This is a genomic window from Exiguobacterium sp. s129, assembly GCF_018617585.1.
Classification (GTDB): Bacteria; Bacillota; Bacilli; order Exiguobacteriales; family Exiguobacteriaceae; genus Exiguobacterium; species Exiguobacterium aestuarii_A.
Map to the genome: position 1 here is coordinate 20,315 of NZ_JACSKL010000006.1, position 16,384 is coordinate 36,698.

The 16,384-nt window shown below is 45.8% G+C and carries 16 protein-coding genes and 1 pseudogene; 15 read left to right on the forward strand and 2 right to left on the reverse strand.

Features of this window, described 5'->3' with window-relative positions; all coding sequences use genetic code 11:
* The first annotated feature begins 109 nt into the window (after positions 1–109).
* The 6 genes and pseudogenes from KNO92_RS08310 to KNO92_RS08335 all read left to right on the forward strand — a co-directional run bounded on the left by KNO92_RS08310 (position 110) and on the right by KNO92_RS08335 (position 7,999).
* Entirely contained in the window at positions 110–1,117 is a 1,008-nt protein-coding gene (locus KNO92_RS08310; protein WP_214760850.1) for a helix-turn-helix transcriptional regulator, read from the forward strand.
* 200 nt (positions 1,118–1,317) lie between these two features.
* Positions 1,318–2,178: pseudogene (locus KNO92_RS08315) on the forward strand (metal-dependent hydrolase).
* Between the two features lie 9 nt (positions 2,179–2,187).
* Complete coding sequence (locus tag KNO92_RS08320) at positions 2,188–2,952, forward strand: DUF817 domain-containing protein (RefSeq protein ID WP_214760852.1); 765 nt, start codon at positions 2,188–2,190, stop codon at positions 2,950–2,952.
* 84 nt (positions 2,953–3,036) lie between these two features.
* The gene (locus KNO92_RS08325; protein WP_214760854.1) at positions 3,037–3,453 is read left to right on the forward strand and encodes a hypothetical protein; all 417 of its coding nucleotides are present in this window, start codon (positions 3,037–3,039) and stop codon (positions 3,451–3,453) included.
* Between the two features lie 165 nt (positions 3,454–3,618).
* Positions 3,619–4,317, forward strand: coding sequence for an ABC transporter ATP-binding protein (locus KNO92_RS08330; RefSeq protein ID WP_251127089.1), 699 nt, complete (start codon positions 3,619–3,621; stop codon positions 4,315–4,317).
* Positions 4,310–7,999 (forward strand): ABC transporter permease, encoded by a 3,690-nt coding sequence (locus KNO92_RS08335; RefSeq protein ID WP_214760858.1) that lies wholly within the window; start codon positions 4,310–4,312, stop codon positions 7,997–7,999. The genes KNO92_RS08330 and KNO92_RS08335 overlap by 8 nt, the downstream gene beginning before the upstream one ends.
* An 84-nt stretch (positions 8,000–8,083) precedes the next feature.
* Here the strand turns inward: KNO92_RS08335 and KNO92_RS08340 are convergent, their stop codons facing one another.
* Positions 8,084–8,395, reverse strand: a complete 312-nt coding sequence (locus KNO92_RS08340; RefSeq protein ID WP_214760861.1) for a hypothetical protein — start codon at positions 8,393–8,395, stop codon at positions 8,084–8,086.
* A 208-nt stretch (positions 8,396–8,603) separates the two neighbouring features.
* Between KNO92_RS08340 and KNO92_RS08345 the strand changes: the two genes are divergently transcribed.
* The 7 genes from KNO92_RS08345 (at position 8,604) to KNO92_RS08375 (ending at position 14,374) form a co-directional block, all read left to right on the forward strand.
* Entirely contained in the window at positions 8,604–9,464 is an 861-nt protein-coding gene (locus KNO92_RS08345; RefSeq protein WP_214760863.1) for an ABC transporter permease subunit, read from the forward strand.
* Positions 9,464–10,507 carry an ABC transporter permease gene (locus KNO92_RS08350; protein ID WP_214760865.1) on the forward strand — a complete coding sequence of 348 codons (1,044 nt, stop codon included), beginning with the start codon at positions 9,464–9,466 and terminating at the stop codon, positions 10,505–10,507. The genes KNO92_RS08345 and KNO92_RS08350 overlap by 1 nt, the downstream gene beginning before the upstream one ends.
* A 99-nt stretch (positions 10,508–10,606) precedes the next feature.
* Entirely contained in the window at positions 10,607–11,518 is a 912-nt protein-coding gene (locus KNO92_RS08355) for an NAD(P)-dependent alcohol dehydrogenase (protein WP_214760866.1), read from the forward strand.
* A 124-nt stretch (positions 11,519–11,642) separates the two neighbouring features.
* Entirely contained in the window at positions 11,643–12,281 is a 639-nt protein-coding gene (locus KNO92_RS08360) for a hypothetical protein (protein WP_214692261.1), read from the forward strand.
* Positions 12,282–12,354: 73 nt separating this feature from the next.
* Positions 12,355–12,882, forward strand: coding sequence for a DUF2199 domain-containing protein (locus KNO92_RS08365; protein ID WP_214692263.1), 528 nt, complete (start codon positions 12,355–12,357; stop codon positions 12,880–12,882).
* A gap of 14 nt (positions 12,883–12,896) precedes the next feature.
* Positions 12,897–13,643: a hypothetical protein gene (locus tag KNO92_RS08370; protein WP_214692265.1), complete on the forward strand. Its 747-nt coding sequence runs from the start codon at positions 12,897–12,899 to the stop codon at positions 13,641–13,643.
* Positions 13,644–13,684: 41 nt separating this feature from the next.
* Positions 13,685–14,374, forward strand: a complete 690-nt coding sequence (locus KNO92_RS08375) for a glyoxalase (protein WP_214760868.1) — start codon at positions 13,685–13,687, stop codon at positions 14,372–14,374.
* A 14-nt stretch (positions 14,375–14,388) separates the two neighbouring features.
* On the opposite strand, the gene KNO92_RS08380 is transcribed toward KNO92_RS08375, so the two are convergent.
* Positions 14,389–15,204, reverse strand: coding sequence for a GGDEF domain-containing protein (locus KNO92_RS08380; protein WP_214692269.1), 816 nt, complete (start codon positions 15,202–15,204; stop codon positions 14,389–14,391).
* A 218-nt stretch (positions 15,205–15,422) separates the two neighbouring features.
* Between KNO92_RS08380 and KNO92_RS08385 the strand changes: the two genes are divergently transcribed.
* Both KNO92_RS08385 and KNO92_RS08390 read left to right on the forward strand, forming a co-directional pair.
* Complete coding sequence (locus KNO92_RS08385; protein WP_214760870.1) at positions 15,423–15,959, forward strand: Rossmann-fold NAD(P)-binding domain-containing protein; 537 nt, start codon at positions 15,423–15,425, stop codon at positions 15,957–15,959.
* A complete protein-coding gene (locus KNO92_RS08390) occupies positions 15,956–16,348 on the forward strand; it encodes an NUDIX hydrolase (protein ID WP_214760871.1) in 393 nt (130 codons plus the stop codon). The genes KNO92_RS08385 and KNO92_RS08390 overlap by 4 nt, the downstream gene beginning before the upstream one ends.
* Positions 16,349–16,384: the final 36 nt, after the last annotated feature.

Genomic DNA, 16,384 nt, shown 5'->3' on the forward strand with positions numbered 1-16,384 from the left:
GGCGCCTCCTTAAACAGTTTGTAATGGAAAATACCTTTATTTCGTGGAAATAAAATGATAATGTCTGTTTATACATATTATAGATATAGAAATGAAAGGGGATAGAACCGTGAATAACCGAGAGCGGTTACTTGAAGTTCGACGTTTCTTCGAACGTTACACGGACGAAGCAAATCCTAAAACACTAGAAGATTTGCTCGAATACTTGTCAACAATTGGAGATACTTCTAAGTTAGCAAAAAAATCGGTGAAAGACGATATCCAAGCACTGAATAATTCGGGGTTTGAAGTGCAGGATGAATTGGAGAAGAATGGTCTCGCCAAAAAATATTGGCACTCTGCTCGTTTGTTCGAGATTCACGAACTTCGAATGATGGTCGATGCCATCGTCGCAGCCAAATTCATCTCAGAAGACGTGACCGAAGAAATCGTTGAAAAGCTTCAAATGCTGACGAGCAATCCTGAGGCGCAGACGTTACAATCGATCATTAAGACACCGAAGAAAAAACACGGACAGATTCCGTACCATATCGACCGCATTCAGCGAGCGATTCATGAACGGAAAGCCATCTCGTTCCAATATACGGATGTCATCGGATTCGACGTGACGAAGCGAACGTTCCCGCTCCGTCGTGATGGAGAGCGGTACGTCATCAATCCAATCGACTTGCATTGGAATCACGAACAGTATTACTTGATTGGCATCGATGAATCGATCGGAGAGGTTCGGAACTATCGGGTCGACCGAATCGTAAACTCCGAGATTGTAGAAGACGGCACCATTCGTCCGAAACACCATCTTCCAGATGACTATTACCAAAAGTCCTTCAATATGTACAACGGCTTGGATGAGCAAATCGTCTTGTCGGTCGATGAGCGCGTTCTTCCGGTCATCTTCGATAAGTTAGGAGAAGACGTCTCTGTGTATGAACATGAAGAACGTTTCCTCATCCGTTTCGATGCGGCCGTGTCTGACGGATTCATTTACTGGTTGCTCTCTTTAGGGGCACAGGTAGAAGTCGTTGAACCACTCACGCTTCGCGACCATATGAAGGCAACGATTGAAAAAATGGCAAATACTTATGAGAATACAAGCATTCATTCATCCATCGAGTAATCAGATGTGCTATACTGCTTGCGACACTTAATGAAGGGGGACAGGCGGATGTTGAATTGGATGCCATTGATCATTCCGATTGTCGCTGTCATTTTCGTAACGATCGTCGCAAGACGCGCCATGAAAATGGATAAAGAGAACTAACATGAAGAGACATCATCCTTGATTGGGAGATGTCTCTTTCGCTATGGAGGTAGAACGTGGATACGATTACACATACGTTATTCGGTCTAACGCTATATGGTGCAGCCGATAAACGTGATTTACAACAACATGAAAAACGAGCCTTGTTCGTCACGACGCTCGTCGGGAGTCAAATCCCGGACAGTGATGTGATTTCAAGACTATGGGACACGGAAGGAATGTATCAGATGTGGCACCGCGGCATCACCCACTCCATCTTTCTCGTCCCGCTCTTCGCACTGCTCATCTACATACTCGTTCGTCTTCTCTTTCGAGTGACGGACATCCGTTATTTTTGGTGGGCTCTGTTGTCTGTGTTCATACACAACACATCAGACTTATTCAATGCGTGGGGGACGGGCTACTTCGAACCGATCTCGGACGTGAGGATCACATTCGGTGTGATCCCGATTGTCGACTTTGTCTATTGAGGCATCTTCTTGGTCGCCTGGCTCGTGGCCCGTAAACAAGAAGTCCGCTATAAGACGTATCGGTATGCATGGTCTGCCCTCGTCCTGTATGTCGCGATTCAAAGTGCGCAAGGAGCTTACTTGTATCAGGCATATGCAGATGAACACGACGAAGTAGCCCTTTCGGCTTCTTTCATCCCGACGCAGTTCACCGTCATCACAAAGGCTGACGAGAACGTTTCGCTCTATAAAGATTCGATTTATCAAAAAGCAACCTTACAATACAACTTGACGTCTAACGAACAAGTGAGTCTTGAACCATTGTTTGAAGCGAATCAAGAGGCGCACACATTGACGAAATGGTCACCGTTCGTTGTCATCGTGGCAAATGAGGAACGGCTCGGCGTCTTTGACCCACGTTTTTATGACGGGGAGTCTTCTTTCTTATACGAATATATAGAAAGGTAGGATCAATCGATGGGACGCATCCGCTATCTCTTTATTTTCGCTTATGAACAAGCCCTCAGCTGTATTTTCCCAGTCGCCATCTTTGGTGCACTCGCCGTCACGAAATTTTTGGAGTTGCCGTTTCCCCGTTACGATGTCTTATTTATCTGGTGTATGTTCGTCCAGGTGGTCATCGTGAAAACGGGACTCGAAACAATCGAAGAAGTGAAAGTCATCAGCTGGTTCCATGTCATCGGTCTTGGACTTGAGCTATTCAAAGTACAGATGGGGTCATGGAGCTATCCGGACGAGGCGTTTACAAAAGTATGGGGCGTCCCGCTCTATGCGGGGTTTATGTATGCGAGCGTCGGGAGTTATGTCGTTCAAGCGTGGCGTCGCCTCGATTTACAGTTCACGAAGATGCCAAACCCAATCATCGCTTTCGGACTAGGCATTGCGATTTATTTCAACTTCTTCTGGCACCATGTTTGGCTAGATCTGCGATGGCTATTGATCGCACTCATTTTCTTGGCGTTTGGCCGCTCGGTTGTCTCGTACAAACTCGATGATCGGCGATTCAAGATGCCGGTCGTGCTGTCGTTCTTCTTGATTGCCTGCTTCATCTGGCTCGCTGAAAATATTGTGACCTTTTACAACGGCTGGGCGTATCCGGACCAGTTGAACGGTTGGGCCATCGTTGATTTAGGAAAACTGTCTTCGTGGTTCCTACTCGTCATCATCAGCATCCTGCTCTTGGCTTGGCAAAAGCGAAAGCTGGAGTATGAAACGACTTAACTCGACGTGTGTCGAGTTTTTTTGTGAGAAGCTTCGAATCTTTTTTCGAGGAAATTCGTATTATAAATTGAGGTGATTGGGTTGTTGGAAATTGTATTCTATTGGTTCATTGGATTATTGTGTCTGGCTTCTCTTGTCATCTATTGGATAGATTGGCGGAAAACACGCAATCGTGTGAAATTAGGTCAAGCCGTTCTCGCATTTTTTTGTTCTTTTCTTGTACTTGGAATGGCGGGTATGGAGACGTACGACCGTATGACGACGAATTACATCGTCGAGACGGGAGAATGTTATGTCGTCGATGACCGATCATCGAAGGGTTCATCGAACGTGACGCTATGGTTCGGCGAGCGGTCATATGGCTTCAAGGAAATTCCGGACGTTGCATATGGTCCGGGACAACTATTTTCATGTCGCGCGACGATGACGAAGCAGTTTCAAAGCGGGATAGATTATGAGTTGAGATCTATGGAAGGCGAACTGTTGTTTTCGACTGAATAAGAGCAGGATACAAATGACTTGTACCGGGTTAATCCGATACAAGTTTTTTATTAGTTAATGATTATGAATTATAAAAAAGTTTTTACAAAAAAAGTAGCTTAATTCCAAAATTTATGTATATTAGAATTATGTAGAATTTATGCATATGAAATGAGGAGGGAAGTAATGGGTACATTCGTGTGTAATCAAATAACTCGAACGTTTTCAGGTGAAGGAGTCGAAACAAATGCGTTATCAGATGTTACTTTGACATTTAAAAATGGCGATTTCATATCCATTATCGGTCCTTCAGGTTCGGGTAAGTCGACGTTGTTAAGTTTACTTGGAACATTAGACGTTCCATCGAGTGGTGAACTGTATTACAATGATCAGCTCTTGAATAAACTGAAAGCTAAAGAGTTAGCTGACTTCAGATTCGAAAAAGTCGGATTTATCTTTCAACAGTTTCATCTCATCCCAACTCTGACCGCGGTCGAGAACGTGATGGCACCGCTATTCGGTCGTAAAGTCGACTATGATCCGAAGGAACGTGCGCTCGCTTTGTTGAATCGGGTCGGGTTGAGCGACAAGGTAGATGCTCTCCCGTCACAGTTGTCAGGCGGACAGCAACAGCGCGTCGCAGTCGCACGCGCCCTCATCCATGAGCCGGAATGGCTGCTCGCGGACGAACCGACCGGGAATCTTGACTCCGAGACGGGCGAGGTCATCTTTGAACTGTTACGAGAGTTGAACCGAGAGAAGGGGTGCGGGGTCATCTGTGTGACCCACGACCCGGGTATCGCCGAGCGGGCCGACGCCCAGGTTCGAATGAAGGATGGTGAGGTCATCGAAGTGATCGATACGAGGGTGGCAGGACATGCTTAAGTTCATCTGGAATTCATGGTGGCGCAACAAGGAACGATTCATCCTGCTCCTCGTCGGTGTCTTGATCGTCAGTACCGGGCTGTCGTATCTCGTCGGATTGACCGAGTCGAACAAGGGGACCGTCGTCTCTGAGCTCGAGAAACGGTGGAAGTCTTCTTACCACATCGTCGTTCGGCCACCGGGCACGCGGAGCGTGACCGAGGAGTTGAACCTCCTCGAGCCAAACTATATGAGCGGACTACAGGGTGGGATCACGCTCGAGCAGTATGAGCAGATCAAGCAAATCAGCGACATCGAAGTCGCGGCACCGATTGCGATGATCGGGTCACATGATTACTTTGAAGACGTCGGTGAGTTCGATATGTCAAAGCCCGTTGTATACAGAGTCCTTTTCTCCGAAGAGACGAACACCGGCGCCACTGTCGAGGTTGAGGAGTCATCCACATATTTTTTAGGCGGATGGCGCCCTATGGATGCTGATCCGAATTATGGACTCAGCCCGACGATGCCCGGCGGAAAATTTGTGCCGGCCTATGGTTCAAGCTTCATGATAGCGGGGATTGACCCTGAGGCAGAAGCAGCACTTGTCGGGTTAGATGAGGCAATCATTGAAAAAGAAGGGATCAGTCGATATTTCGAACAGTCAGGAGAAACAGAGGTACAAGATGGGATCACTCATATCCCTGTCTTGATGAGTTCTAAGATGTTCGTGGATGCCACGATGGAATATCGTCTGGAGGAGGTAGAGCTTCCGTTCGACTCCTTGGACACGACTGAGATCGCAGACAAAGTACGGGAGGCGGGTGGCGAGACATTCCTAGATACCCTTCCTGGGAAAGAAACGAGTCGTCTGGATAAAATCAGTACAAAAGAGGTGCATCAGAAATTAATTCAGTCGTTTATGGACGGGCAAGGATTTAGCTTTGCCAATGAATCGAATGGGTTTGAGTTTTTGGCGTTTCGTCCCTCATCTCTCGATTATGAGCCTCTGAAAAGCCCATTTTCAGATCGATGGCCGTTCGCCTATCAGGTGAAGCCATATGAGGTGCCTGAAGACAGCATCTATCCTTACAAACAGATGTATCGCCCTTTATCTACCTTCGGGGAGACGAGTGCGACTTGGCCGAAAGTGAAAATGAACTATATCGGGGTCTTCGATCCTGGGAAGCTTGACATGGCACGCGACCCGCTGACGGATTTACCGATGGAGACCTATTTCCCGGCGAAGGCCGATTGGGTCATCGATGCCGACGACGAGCCGGTCAACCCGGTGAAGGAGATGTTGCCGGTCAACAACGATCGTGGCTTCCTCACACGTCCACCGCTCGTCTTGACAACGCTCGAGGCGGCCGCAACCATCCTTGGTGACGAGCCGATCTCGGCGATCCGGGTCAATGTCAGTGGGGTCGACGAGTTGAATGAAGAGAGCGAGGCAAAACTCCAAGCGATTGCGAAGGAGATCGAGGAGAAGACGGGACTCATCACTGACGTCACGCTCGGGTCGTCCCCGCAGATGGCACTCACATATTTACCGGGTCTTCAAGAAGGCGAGGCGCTCGGCTGGGTTCAACAGCCGTGGGTCCGACTAGGGTCCTCGTTCACCATCTTCGAGGAGACGAAGATGGGCATGGGTGGCGTCATCGCGAGTGTCATCCTCGTCGCAATCCTGTACGTGTTCACCTCGAACGTGATCATGTTGTACGCTCGGAAGAAAGAATTCGCCGTGCTCCTCTCGCTTGGCTGGGGACCACGTCAACTCTCAAGGCTCCTCTTGATGGAGGCGTTACTGCTCGGTGGTGTCGTTGCCCTCATCGCGTGGTCGATTTTGGGCGCGTTCCTCCTTGCCGGAGAAACGGCGACGACAGGGATTCGTGTCATCTTGATCGGGTTTGGGGGGCTCGGTATTTATGTGATGGGATCCCTTGTGCCAATGATGATGATCCGGCGAATCAAGCCATATGAGGCACTGCGCTCCGGTGCGACGACACGCGGGCTACGGCTCGTTCGGGCCGAAGGCGTGATCGGGATGGCGTTCAACCAGCTCGTCACGCAGTGGAAGCGCACGCTCTTGACGCTCCTCGCGATCGCCGTGCCGACGAGTCTGTTCATGTTCTTCTTATTCGTCTCCGTCCGACTGCAAGGAGTCATGTTCACCTCGCTCCTCGGGGAATACGTTGCACTGGAAGTGGGGACGATGCATTATGTCGCCATGGGTGTCTCGCTCCTGATTGCTGTCCTGACGACGACGGAGGTCATGTGGCAGAACATCAATGAGCGCAGAAGTGAGATTGCGATCCTGAAGGCGACCGGCTGGCGCTCTTCGAACATACGTGGACTCGTGCTCCTCGAGGGAGGTCTGCTTGGCCTAATGGCAGGGGTGATTGGACTGATAGTTGCAGGAATACTTGTCTGGAACGTATATGGATCACTCCCGCTCACCGAGGTGCTTTTCCTCACGGCGACACTACTCGTCCCAATTATAACGGGACTCGGCGGGGCGCTCCTTCCCGCACAGATGGCCGCGAATGTCATGCCTTATCAGGCAATGCGAGGGACACAGGTGAACACGAAGAGGACCGAACGACGCTTCAAGTGGGTCCTTGGGACCGTCGCAGGTGGACTAGGAGCAGCCGTTCTGACGCTCTTCTTCTTTGCGCTCCCGGACGGTGCAGGTCTTGATCAGAGCAGGGAAACACAAGAAGTGGTCGAGGGGACTTCTGGAGAAAAAATAGAAGACTTGGGTTCTGGACAATCGAAACATACCGAAGCGGAATCGGTGTCCAGTTCAAACGATGCAATCGAAGACAGGGGGCAGAAGGCTTATCGATATTATGAAGCGGGAGACCCTGCCTATGAAGATGAATATATCACGATCGGTGATCCTGTTGATCCACCTCAAGAGACTCCATCTCCGTCAGAGGGGAACAAGTTGGTCTCGATTCCTCTGACGGCAGATGTGTTCTTTGAAGACAAGAATTACGAGGGAGGCACGTTCAAATTTGCTCCTCAAGGATATCCTCTCTTGGACCAGAAAGGGAACGAGTATAAACAAGTGTCTCATACCATGGTAGAGCAAGGGGGATGGGAGAATAAAGCCTATCTGCGTGTCCCCTCTGTCACGAAACTGATTCTGACATACGAAGTACCAAAAGAATCGGAACGGGTCGCACTCATCGTTAGGGGAGATATGGTGGCCGGGGAGTATGTGATTGGGTTGAACTTAAAAGAATCAACTATGAAAACTTCTCCAGAAATCGAAAAGCGAGGAAGTGATGCACTTCGATATTATGAATATGATGATCCGACCTATCGGGATGAACCCGTAAGAATTGAAAAAATTGTTCCGACGCCTGATGAAGTCGCCTCGGCTAATCTAGGATACAAATTAGTTTCTGTAGCAGTACGTGGTGACACACCGAAGGCCGGGACGGACTCAGATGGAGGAATTATTAAATACTATCCTCCAGGCTATAAATTACTCGATGACAATGGTGAAGAATATGCAGTCAAGTCGTTCACGGTAGTCGAACGAGGAGGGTGGGAACACAATTCTTGGTTACGGGTTCCATCTACTTCACTTATTACGTTGACCTATGAGATTCCAGAAGATACTAAACGTGCAGCACTTCTCGTCAACGGAGAAATTGTAGGTGGAAATTATGTGATTGCTTTTGACCTTTAATTGGATTCTTGCTAAACAAAAACGTGATCGAAGCTAGAAGTATAGCTTCAATCACGTTTTTATTTGTAATTAATTATTTTAAATTTAAACTGATTCCTTTTTTGATTGCATCATCCTTTTCCGCTTTCCTTCTAAAAATATCGGAAGGAGATTCAAGAAAATCGCCGCAATCGTCAAGAACCATAATGCGCGTGACATTCCGGGCACCACATCCTTTAAGGCAGCCCAGTCCTCTGCTTTGACCCACATATTGATTAGGCTATACTCGGCGCATAGCGTGAGAGCAGTCAAGGACAGCGCAATCGCCATCGGTAGTTTGTAATCTTTTTCCATCATAAAGACTGTCAAATTCAATAGCGTGGCCCCGATGGCAGCTAATCCAAAAATAACCCACATGCTTAAAACCTCCTAAATATTTCTATAAATCCATCATAGCACACATCATTCTCCATCATGATTTCTGAAAATTGTTTCTATTCACATAATAGTTATGCTAGAATCAATGGAAAGTGTCTTTGGATATAATTCCCTTTACAAAATGAAGGAATAACGAGAGTCTTTCCACACTTATGATTGAGATATCTCATCTAAAGGAGACAGAACTATGGCCTATTTTGCACGAAAATCTGCACATCTTGTCATCGCATTCTTTGTCTTGATTGCGATCAGTACGCTACCGACGATCGTCGTTCAAACAGATTTTAGTCTGACGAGTTACTGGAACGGCATCCAACAACAGCTGGACCAACTCCAAAAGCTTGATGAGATTACATACTACAATGTCACCGCTCAAACAGATTTACCTTTATTACCTGCACTTGGACCGCTCGTCAAAGAGTCGGTCATCATTTTTACGACGGCGCTCGCCGTGTCGACCATACTTGGTCTCCTGTATGCCTACTACTATTATCGGAGCGGCAGGCGGGTTCGCACCGTCCTGCACCAAACGAGTCAGACGCTCGAGATGGTGCCTGATTTATTTTGGTTAATCTTCTCACAGTTTCTTGCTATTTCTATACATAGAGCAACAGGGTTTGACCGAATCGAAGTAGCTGGTGGGTTCGCAGAATACATACGATTTCTACCGATTGTCACATTGACACTGACAACGTTATTCTTCTTTATCAAATGGCTGACCATCCATATCCATGAACAAGAGGCCATCCCTTACCTTGAGCTTGCCCAAGCGAAAGGGATTCAACCTAGAGGGCTGTTTTGGAAGCATTTGTTGCCGAACATCATCTATCGCTTCTACCTCTTTTTTCGTTCAAACATCATCACCATCTTATCGACACTTCTCATCGTTGAATATTTGTTCAACGTCCAGGGACTGTTTCGATTCGCCGTCTACAACCCACAGATGGAGATCTTGCTCGTCATTTTATTCGTCATCTATATCCCGATTTTTCTGTTGGATTTACTGATTGAATGGATTATTCCGAATGCATGGAAAGGAGGGATTTGATGCGACGCGTATTAATGCGTGACCCGATTTTTATCTTCTGTTTTGTCATCGTAGCAGGTCTACTGTTGATGAGTTTTGGGAATACCGTATTTCGTGATGGGAACGTTGATCAAACTCTTATGCTGTACTCGGATGAGGGGAGACTCATCGGGATTCCACCACTAGAACCTTCGAAATATCAATGGCTCGGGACAGACAATGCTGGATATGATTTATTCCAGATGCTCGTGGAAGGATTTAAATGGACCGTTAGTATCTGTGCGATTGTCGCACTCGGACGAATGGTCATCGGCTTATTGATAGGGATACCGCTTGCTTTTAGAGGAGCGCGATTGAATCACTTTTTTAAAACGTTGCTCGATGGATTCTTGATTTTGCCGATATCTTTGCTCGCATTGATGATGCTCGCCTCGACGATGATTTTTTGGGATTCGACACAAGTGCCTCCACTATGGGATCGGGTGAAGATTGAGCTAATCGTTTTAGTCGTTCTCGGATTACCTGCCGTCACGCTATATCTCATCACGGAGATTCGTCAATTGTTACAACAAGAGTTTATGATTGTTGCCCAGACACTTGGTGGCAGCGTCTGGCATCGCGTGAAACTTCATCTCTTGCCCCATCTGATTCCGACGCTTGTCATCGTATTTATGCAACAATTCGTACAGACGCTCATGTTGCTCATTCATCTTTCATTGTTTGGAATCTTCTTTGGAGGTACTGTTCTTTTGCATGAAGGAGTCATGCCGACGATTTATGAATGGTCTTCGATGTTTGGATACTATTTCGGACAATTCACAGCGATGACATGGATGACAAATCATCTATTCCTGATCCCTGCGATTGCGCTCGCGGCGTTGATCTTTATCTTTAATTTATTGACCAGTCGACTCGAACGGGCGTTCCGTCTACGTCGACAAGAACCGATGGTGACCGAAATAAACATCGCACAATCAGAAGCAGCAGCCGCGTCGCTCGACAATCCGTTTTCTCTCGTAGATGCGAGTGTAACATTAAAGAATGAACCGGATGATATCGTATGATGTCATCTGGTTTTTCTATGCCAAATCGACTGAACCCTCATGATTGCGGGAACGTATATAACAGAAAGAAGTGACAAATCAGAAAAGGAGTGAATCAACGTGAAAGCTGCGATTTGTACGGCGTATGGGGGACCAGAAGTGTTCGTCATTCAAGACGTAGACCGCCCGAAACCCAAAAGCAATGAGCTACTGATTCAAGTACATGCATCGGCCGTTCACTCAGGAGATCGACGACTTCGCGCACTGGACGTTCCTGCACTCGGAAAACTACCGATGCGAATCGTTATGGGGTTTAATGCGCCAAGACAACCGATTCTTGGTGTCGTGTTGGCAGGTGTAGTGGTAGAGGTCGGTAGTGGTGTAAAGAGCTTTCAAGTAGGGGAGAACGTCTATGCGCTCACCGGGATGAGGTTTGGTGGATATGCGGAGTTTGCTTGCGTGAACGAATCGAAATGTGTGGTTCAGATGCCCGAGCATGCCAGCTTTATCGAGGCGGCGGCACTTCCGTTCGGAGGAACCACCTCGTTACATTTTTTACGGAAAGCAAACATCGAACGGGCGAGAACTGTTTTGATTTATGGTGGCTCGGGTGCGGTCGGCTCCACTGCCGTACAGATTGCGAAACATTTCGGCGTACATGTCACAGCAGTTTGCCATGAGCGGAATGTGGAGCTCGTAAAGCGACTCGGGGCAGATGTGGTCGTCGATTATTCGAAAGAAGGCTACGACCGCGAATTGGGTACGTATGATGTGGTGTTTGATGCGTCTGGAAAAATTGATAAGCGATTGGCTCGAAAACATGTTGCGGAGAACGGGTCATTCCGTTCTGTTGCGGGACAGGGGCCAGCGAGTGAACGAAAAGAGGATTTGAGGTTCTTGAACGAATTGTTTGAAGCAGGAGAGCTGCAACCCGTTATTGATTCGGTTTATCCACTGGATGAGATTGTCGAGGCACACCGATATGTGGATCAAGGGACAAAAGTTGGGAATGTGATTGTGACAATTGAATAGGAATGAATCAGATGATTGATGGTATTATGAAGAAGGATTGAATTCGTGCTTTATGGTGAGGTGCATACGATCATCTCACATACATATGAATACTAGACGTAGTCAATGGAGCGGGGGACTAATGATGAATGTATTAATTGGACAACCAAAGATGGAACGAAATCTCGAGCAACTGAAGCTAGAGATTGAGTCGAACCCTGCAGTAGACTTGATTCTCTACCCAGAGGGATATTGTACATATATAGAATTAGATATGGTTCGTCAGTTAGCTAGTGCATTCAAGACGGCAATTGTCTTAGGTTATCGGGATGACACGAATAAAGATCGGGTTCTCATTGTAAATAAGAAAGGTGAAACGCTGTTAACGCGACCGAAAACACCTGAAAGTGTGCGCCTGTTCATGCCATCAAGTGTCAAGGACGGAGCGGAGGAATACGGATATTTACTTTGCAGGGAGATTTTTATGGGTGTAGAGGGATTAAAGAATCATGAGCATCTATCAATCATCTTCAATCCAATCGGGGTCGGGATGTTTAGTGAAGAACAATTCATGGAGTGGTCCGAAGAAGCGAGAAAGATTGCGATGGAACGTAAAGCGATGATTATCGGAACGAGTCACGCGGATGGGTCGTATCAAAATTGTGGTGTATCGATACCAATCGCGTATTGTTATGATGAAAAGGGTGAAGAAGTGTTTCTATCGAAAAATGATACGAGGACGAGAATATTAGATACTGTTTCAAAAGGTACAATGATTGTCTGACCTATTATAATCTTATTAGCATTTTGTTATTTCACATACCGTATTTTAACTTAAAAATAGAAAGAGAGAATGTATGAGATACCCATTCAAACGAAAACACAACAAAGATTGTACTTGCTCAAAATGTGGCAGGAATACAGAAAGTGAAGTTGGTTTTGGATCAATGATGCCAACAGTTCTACATGGATTGACAACACGTGAGATGAAAAAACGTGTCGTATTGACAGATGATGTATGCGTCCTCGATGAAGCCCACTTCTTCATTTATGGATGCCTCGAGATTCCAATCATTGGGGAAGAAGACCCCTTCATCTGGAACGTCTGGGTGTCACTCAGTGCGGATAACTTTTTCAAAGTCATCGATTCATGGGATGAACCCGCTCGTGTTGACCTTGACCCGATGTTCGGCTGGCTATCGACAGATCTTCCCATCTATCCGAACACTATCAATCTGAAGACGAATGTTCATATGCGTGGTGTCGGACTACGTCCGTTGATTGAACTCGAACCGACGAATCATCCTCTTGCCATCGAACAGCGCAATGGCATCACGAGGTCGAGGATTGATGAAATTTTCCGACTAGTTGAACGTGATGAATAAAGGAGGGGAACAGGGTGAGTCAATTGAAGTCATCCCTGATTTTCGATTTGTATTCAGGAAATCAAGCGCTCACTTCCATTCAGCAGACCATGTTGGAGCGAATAGAGGTACTTGTTCACGACAAACAATTCAATGAACTTGAACACTTCATGCGCAACTCTTCGGATATCGAGCAGCTGTTGATTGACTATGTGATCCTTGACCCGACTGATTCATATCGTTGGGATTTGCTTATTGGATACGAACGGATGGATCGGATTGAAGATTATGATCGAGTGAATGCATTTTGTCGAACAGCCTTTTCATATCATCCAGATAAACCATTCTATTTGGCTTTAGCGTTATATGATATGGGTTGGAATGATTTTGAGTTGGACGATGAAGTCTTTGAAGTGGCTAATCGATTGATTGAAGAAGCATCAGCTGAGGTTTCTGGATTGATTTGTCTAAACATGTCAAAATCGCTACGACATATGGAGCGAGAGTATCTGGTCAAGGCCATTGAGAGATGTCCGTGGGCAGTTCAGCCCTACTTTTCTTTAGGAGAATATTTCATGCGACACAATCCGAGGTTGGCCAAATCTTATATAGAGAAGGGACTTGTTCAACTGGCTTTGACTTTCGACGATGCAAGTGAAAAATGTGTGACTCAAGTGATTGGTTTCAACCCACATACTTGGAATAGGGACGTTTGTAACGAGCTGTTAGGGATGGATATGAGTTGGCGAGAATACAAAAAGTACAAGCGAATGATCAAGTGAAGGAATCAAGAATAGTGATGAGGAAAGCGAGGAGGGATTTCATGAGAATCACAGAAACTACACTGTACACGAACCGGCTTGACGAAATGAAACGTTTCTATGCGGAAAAGCTTGGATTATCAGTCATTGAAGAAGACTCGCCGAGTTTTCGAATCAATCTAGGTGAAGATGCGCTGGTGTTTCAAGAGGCAGCGACCGTTCAAGAGCGACAGTATCATTTCGCCATTAATATCCCGTCCAATCGATTCAAAGAAGCGAAAGAATGGATTAAATCACGTGTTTCACTTTTGAGTGAAGATGATGAGGATGAGATTTACTTTGAAGGGATTGATGCCTCGTCACTTTATTTTTACGATGCGGACGAGAATGTCGTCGAATTGATTGCTCGACACTCGATTAACCCGGAAAGTGATGCAGAGGTATTTTCTACTGATGACTTTCTTGGAATCGGCGAGATGAGTCTGACTGCAGTAGACCCGCTACATGTCGCACAGGAACTTGCGAATATCGAGATTCACCGCCGAGATGGCAACCCGATTGATGAGCATCACCTCAATTTTTTAGGCGCACCGAACAGCGATACATACATATTGTTGGTGCCTCCAGGTCGTGTGTGGCTGTTTTCACCAAAGCTGTCGATCCCGAGTCCTATTCAAATGACCATCAATCGACAATACGTTATTGAGATCGATGAGAATCATGATTTGAAAATCCATATGAATAAAAAATGAGTTCATTCCTGAACTCATTTTTTTTCGTCTTCACTCAAGTACATCCGAATCTCATCCAAACTCATGAATGAATTCTCTAAGGTCACTTCAAATGATTTATCTAAACAATCAATGGTAAGTGGTTCGCCGTCTAGACGAGAGTATCCTTGTAACAGTGGTTTGATGCGTTCATGAACGATTTGTGCATTTTCGAGTGAGGTTTGAGGAAAAAGGATGGCAAATGTATCGGAGGCAACCCGATATTTTTTATCGGTCCGTCGTGTCGCTTCATGTAATTCGTCACTGAAATAATCTAAAAACCATTCATATTCGGATCGTCCATAACGTTTTTCGAAATCGTTGAGGAGCGGTAATGTGACGAATGTGACGACGAACGTTCCACTATTTCGAATCAATCGATTCCGCTCTGCTTCAAGGTCCATGAAGAATCGATTACGATTATCAAACCCGGTCTCAGGATCGACGGCAATTAATTGACTGACTCTCGCTTCTGCGACACTCAATGCAAATTGTGAGCGAAATAAACCGACTTGAAGCAAGTAAGCTAGAATCGTCAACATCGCTAACAACAGAAGAATCAGAAGTTGAACAATTATGGGAGTCGCAGTTCCAGACATCATGATGAAAAAGTAAGCGCCGAACCCTAACGAGATCAGGACTCCAGAGGCTCGATGGATGAGTAGCGTTGAAAGATAGAGGACAGGGATACAAATCATCCACCAGACCGGTAGATTGTTCATCATAAGAACAGAAGACAATAGAGTACTTACGATCAACGAGCCAACGATGAGCGAAATCAGTTGAAATGACATGATAGACCAATGTCGCATCGCATCTCCCCCTTCCTAAAAGAAATAAATTGTAATAGTAACACTATTATCCATTTTCCGAAATAGTGATCATTCAAACTGATTCGTACACTTGATTCATTATAAGTGATTCTTTAATTGAATAACGGGATATTTTTGAAAATACGCCAATGATTCAGAACACTTCTTTACCGAAAGAGAGTTCATTTATTGGTGTATAATGGAAATGAGGTGATGACATGAATCAAAAACATATTTTAATTGTCGGTGGTACCGGAATGTTAGCTGAAGTCACATCTTGTTTGGCAAGCGAACATCTTGTCACTGTTATCGGGCGAGACCCGGAAAGAATGGCAAAAGTCGTTCGCCGAAACCCTGAAACGTGTCATTCGCTACTTGTTGATTATCGTAACGAACAGGATCTATCAATAGGGCTACAAGAATTGATCAAGCGATACGGACCATTCAAACAAGTCATCGCATGGATACACCGGGACTCCGGGAAGGCGATGCAAATCATCTTGAATCATTCCTCACATGCAGATGTTCTACATATTTTAGGGAGCCAGGCGAACTCTGAACAGGAGAAACGGTCTTTATACATAAACGAACAACAAACATACCGACAAGTTCAATTAGGTGCGAAATATGATGGTGAGAACTTTCGCTGGTTGACGCATGAGGAAATTGTGCACGGCGTGATTGACGCGATTGAGCACTCATTCGATTATCAATTAATTGGTCAACTTGTTAAAAAGGGAGGTATGAATGGATGAAAAAAAGGATTGGTTCGGCTGCCTTATGCATCAATGAAGAAAAGAAAATCCTTCTTGTGAAAAACCGCGACATTCAACAATGGAGTTTGCCATCAGGTGGTCTAGAAGACGGAGAAACTCTAGAACAATGCTGCCAGCGCGAAGTGTTAGAAGAAACGGGATATCGCATTTCTGTGAATCAACTATTACATATCAAACGAGCCATCATTTCAAACTATCAAGTCGAGACGCATTATTTCTTGGCAACGTGTGACGAGCGAGTGGCGAATGCCATAATCGACTCGGACATCGATGAAGTCAATTGGTGGTCAATTGATGAAATAGAGCATTTAGTACATGCATTTCCAGAAGATCTTGAACTGATTAAACGGTGGAGTGTACATGGTTAACCCTCTAAGCCATACATCGAATCGAACAAGCCAATC